At 41.7% G+C, this 4,882-nt stretch carries 2 protein-coding genes and 2 rRNA genes; all 4 read right to left on the bottom strand.

Going from position 1 to position 4,882, the window contains the following annotated elements; all coding sequences use genetic code 11:
• The coding region (locus tag WC317_08320) for a GTP-binding protein (protein ID MFA5340126.1) at positions 1 to 895 on the bottom strand (895 nt) is incomplete at its 3' end.
• 318 nt (positions 896 to 1,213) lie between these two features.
• Positions 1,214 to 4,384 carry a PEP/pyruvate-binding domain-containing protein gene (locus WC317_08315; protein ID MFA5340125.1) on the bottom strand — a complete coding sequence of 1,057 codons (3,171 nt, stop codon included), beginning with the start codon at positions 4,382 to 4,384 and terminating at the stop codon, positions 1,214 to 1,216.
• A 218-nt stretch (positions 4,385 to 4,602) separates the two neighbouring features.
• Positions 4,603 to 4,719, bottom strand: a 5S ribosomal RNA gene (gene rrf / locus WC317_08310).
• Between the two features lie 80 nt (positions 4,720 to 4,799).
• Positions 4,800 to 4,882 (bottom strand): 23S ribosomal RNA (locus WC317_08305); the annotation flags it as partial.

Genomic DNA, 4,882 nt, shown 5'->3' with positions numbered 1-4,882 from the left:
TGAAATTCCCATTACCGTTGAGTTTCAACTCCTTGTCCTGATTCGTATCCGGATCTTTGGCGTTCCTGGGTTTAACGTCGGATGGCGACGGCAGTATATCAAAGATACTTGCCATAAGTTCCTTCACGCCTGTATTCAACGTGGCTGAGCCGCAATAAATAGGGAAAAGTTCTTTGCCTGAAACAGCTTTTTTAAACCCGTTCTTTATTTCCTCGGGCGTCAGTTCTTTGCCTTCCAGGTATTTCTCCAAAAGATCGTCGTTTTTCTCGGCAATTGCCTCAATCAACGCATCTCTTAATTCCAGCGCCTTTTCTTTATCTTCTCCGTCAGGTAGGGGCGAACGGCCGTTCGCCCCTGCATCCAACAGATCAATGACGCCTTTAAAATCCGGGCCGACCCCTATAGGCATATTGACCAAAACGCAGGACTTTCCGAACCTTTCTCTTATGGAATCCACTATCGCGTAAAAATTAACGTTCTCTTTGTCTAATTTATTTAAAAATATAACGCGGGCCAGGCCCATGTCGCTCGCCATGGACCATGTCTTTTCTGTCCCAACCTGGATCCCGTCATGAGCGTCCACGAGAAGCACGGCGCTGTCAACCGCGTTCAGCGCCGAAAGCACTTCGCCCATAAAATCAGCGTAGCCAGGCGCGTCTATCATGTTTATCTTTTTATTATTATATTTAAAACTAAGGATACTCGCGCTTATGGAGACTTTTCTCTCTATCTCATCTTCGCTGTAATCGCTTACGGTTGTACCGTCATCTACCTTGCCAAAACGGTTAGAGGCTCCTGCGTTATACACTATCGCCTCTGCAAAACTCGTCTTACCGCTTCCTGCATGGGATATTAAAGCTATATTCCTTATATCTTTAATAGTATAATCCGCCAAGGTGGACCTCCTTGTTTTGGATTTTAATTATAACATAAACCCCTATCCCCGTAAAGCCCTAAAGATTTTTCCGTTCTACGCAATCTCCTTAAGGAATCCTCCAGGTAAATCTGTAAATTCTTCAGCCTGTCCGTTTCTCCCCTTGCGCAGATCAGGCCGATCCGGCAGAAGCTCGCAGGGAATATCCTGAAAAATCCATACCATAGGCAGCGCTGTTTATAAGCCAGGTGATTATCAGGAAATATGGGATCTTTAAATTGAACGCTTTTTTAATCTTTGCCGTATATACCATAAGGCAGGAATATGCAGGTTATAAAGCTAAATGCAAGATAGGATTTCAACCGGCTGCTTCGCAATGCTTCCGTTCTTTATTTTTTCCAGCGCCCCTTTATATATCTTACCGCTTGAAGGATTTCCGTCTATACTTAATACATCCCCTTCTTTTATAGAGACAACTCCGTCGGCTGTCCAGGCGTATCCTTTATCTTCGGATATCATAAGGTCTTTTGATAAGCCGATTACGGCCGTTTTCCCATTGATCGCTGTAAATTGCGCCAGGTGGCTGGACGGTCCGCCTAAAACAGAAATAAAGCCGACTATGGATTCCAATTCTTCCGAAGTGATGTCCTGGGGAAGTTTTGCTTCGCGCAATATTAGAATCGCGCCGTCAAGACCTTTCGCCTCAGCCTTCTTGTTCATATGTATCGCATCTTTAGACTTAAATATCACCTTTCCTGTTATTGTCCCTCCGCTGACCCCGCTTCCCGTCAATACAGGTTCCTCTTTAACGTAAAACGGTGCGTATTCGTGCTGTACAAAAAGATCATTATCCCTGAATTGAAGCCATCTTGTCTGGCCTTCTTCAACAGTAATCTCTATTTCCTGAGGAAAACGATTTATCTCGGACAGGATTTTTACGTAGTTTTCTATTTGCATATATTCCTCTTCGCCAATAAAGATTTTAAAGCGCTCTATCGGATACGGTTTAACAAGTCCGCCCACGATATCCCCGCCGTATGCATTAGGATAAAATTCACCGGTCAACTTCTGGGTCTTATCTAACTTGTCGTGGGAAAAAATAACAGCTGTCCCTGAGATAGGATTCTTAGTTTTAAAATTACCAAAAACCATTTTCTGCACAATGACTCCCGTACCCCAATCATCGCTGATATCCCTCAGTCTTCTATGCGCTATAGCTTCACGGGAATACCAGGATTCATTTATATTCTTAACAGCCGCGGACAATGCCTGGTATGGGTCCTTTAATATCCTTTCCAACTCATCTTTATAACCCGCTTTTTCTATGGCCTTTTTATATTTAAAAGCCAGCGATTTCATGGCAGGGGCATTTAGTTCTTCTTTGCGTGTCACGCCGGACTCCAATTTTTTGGCGTCGATCATATCGTCAAATATCTTAAAATTCATATTCAGTATATACATGCCATACGCCTCCAAAAATCTTCTATAGCTGTCATATGCCAACCACGCGTTTCCTGTTTTCTCGGCAATAGCCTCCGCTATTTCATCATTTATGCCTACAAACGGGATTGTATTCATTGCGCCGGGGAAAGAGAGAAAAGAACCGCTTCTTACGGAAACCAATAGGGGATTATTCGTGTCTCCAAACTTAAGAGATGTGCCTTCTTGCCTGCTTATGGCCTGTTCGAGCATGCTTACATTATTTTTCAACTCTCCCATATTTTTTTCTTCATCATAATCCGTGGTCAGTGATATGAAAAATGCCTGAGGCACAGCGAATCCGAGCCTAGCCATTGCGGCTAAAGAAGCCGCTTTGCCGCCGTATAATCTTCTAATATATAAACTGTTTTTATAAGACTGCTTAACTGTGTTTTCCATCTGCATAAAATAAACAGGAGGCGCATTTTTGCGGAAAATTTTGTCATCTTCCGACGCGCCGCGCAGTCTCGCCTCAAGCACCCGTGTCGCATGGATAAAAGCCTCCACGCTATACTCCCGTCTTAGGAGAAACCTGGTTAACTTATCTTCCAAATCGGGCTGTATATCTTTTTTTTCCGAAGACAACTCTTTAATAAACGGCCCGTAATTATAATTAAACATCTTTAGTGCCGCCTCATACTGCCCCCTGATGGTTTTGCAAATATCCTTAAGTTCGGAAAGGGTATTATGCTCAAAATCTGAAAGGCCCGCGGCAAATTCTATAGTAGACATGGGAGAGACATAATCGCAATCCAGCAAAATCCCCAGATCCAATACGATTCCGGCTAGTTCAGGCATTGTGAGACCGTTTTCCGCTGTTTCACCGTTCAAAAAATCATAAAACCCTCCCAGATTATATAATAACACTTTTTCGATAGCGTAATCCAGCTCCAGCAATTCGAATTTGTAGGCTCCCCTGGCTGAAAAAATTTTTTCTTTAAGCCTTATGCGAAAGTCCGAAATCAGTTTCAGTGTCACGGCAATATCGGTATCGGCTATGCTCTTTGCGAACACGGCAGCTTCTTGCACAAAATGAGAGTCTTGCATCTCTGATTTAATCAACCATATGTTCAATAGTTTAAGTTTTTCCTGGGAAGCAATGGTCACCAGCATCGATAGCTGGTTCCTGATCTCCAGGAGAAGTTCATAAACCTCGAGCGCTTTGCTCTCTTTTCTCATATAATTTGTTCTTAAATCGAAATCAACGGTTTTAGGCTGATCGGCGCTCTTAAATAGATCTCTGGTTTCTCCCGTATCTATAAAATTAAGATAATTGCTTACCAAATCCAATGTCTTTTTAGCGTTACTTTTTCTGTGAATGTCATATCTTATGGTCCCTACTATATTACTTTGGGGCATTAAACTCTCGTGTAAATATTCGCTGGCGCTCCATACGTCGTACATTAAAGCGCTTACCTTATGCGTCGAATCTATGTATTCAAAAGTTCCTGGGTCATACATTAAACCGAATATCCTCACTATTTTCTTTAAATCACCCGCATCGTAATGAAATTGCGGCTTATCGGACAATTTTATCAAAAGATCCTTCAATAACTTCCTTTCGGAAACAGGATATGATTTTATATCTATGGGATAACCCAGAAGATCCCTGTAAGCTGACTTGACTATGAAACGTCTTGATGCTTTCGAAGCATTTTCATCTCTTTCCTTAAGTATATTTTCTAATTCTCTTATTGGATCGCCGTATGCTAAAAAATCCTTGATATACTTTTTTAAATTATCGCCGCCTAAATTTGGAGAAGCATGTATGCCGGTTAACCTGTCTTTTCCTATCGCTTCAGCGAATTCGACCAACTTGGCATTCCAATCATCGCCTTCATTCAAGAATTTCTTCAAATCAGCTAATAAGACCTTAGATTCTGCGTCGTTCAGCCTGTCATAGCCTGTGATAGGGACTCTTAAATGATATCTTGATAAGTTTGAAGCATAGCACCATGCCGACGAAAAATATAAAAAACTTATCGTAATAATCAGGATATTTAAATTATAAGGTTTTTTAAACTTTATCATAATGATGGAAAAAAATTAACCTCTCTATAATTTTAAGGTTAAATTCACAAGTCTCGTATTTCTATTTAATTATATCATTTAAATATGATATTTTCAAGGTTTTTCTATTAAACCTGGATGAATTCCACTTCTTTATTTTCGCCCCCCCCTTCTCGGAGAATGGTCGACTACAAAAAAAGGGGCGAGATAATTAAATCTCGCCCCTTTTCAAATAATAACCGGAGCAACTACCTACTCTCCCATGCCGTTGCCAGCAGAGTACCATCGGCCTTGGAGGGCTTAACTTCCGTATTCGGAATGGGAACGGGTGTTTCCCCTCCAGTAATATCACTCCGGAATGTCTTTATGTAGTGACAGGTCGCGACCTGTCACTACGAACAGAATCAATAATGCAATTAAACCAGCAAATTAATAAGTGGTCAAGCCTTTCGGCAGATTAGTACCAGTCAGCTGAAACCCTTACGGGCCTTACACACCTGGCCTATCAAACTCGTAGTC

The sequence above is a fragment of the Candidatus Omnitrophota bacterium genome, from assembly GCA_041653595.1.
In the GTDB taxonomy this organism is placed as follows: Bacteria; Omnitrophota; Gorgyraeia; order Pluralincolimonadales; family Pluralincolimonadaceae; genus Pluralincolimonas.
Note: the sequence above shows the minus strand (reverse complement) of the source record. Positions and strands in the feature narration are given on the sequence as shown.

Coding starts and splice junctions, on each gene's coding strand:
- WC317_08315 (MFA5340125.1), bottom strand. CDS start 4,384: ATGATAAAGTTTAAAAAACCTTATAATTTAAATATCCTGATTATTACG.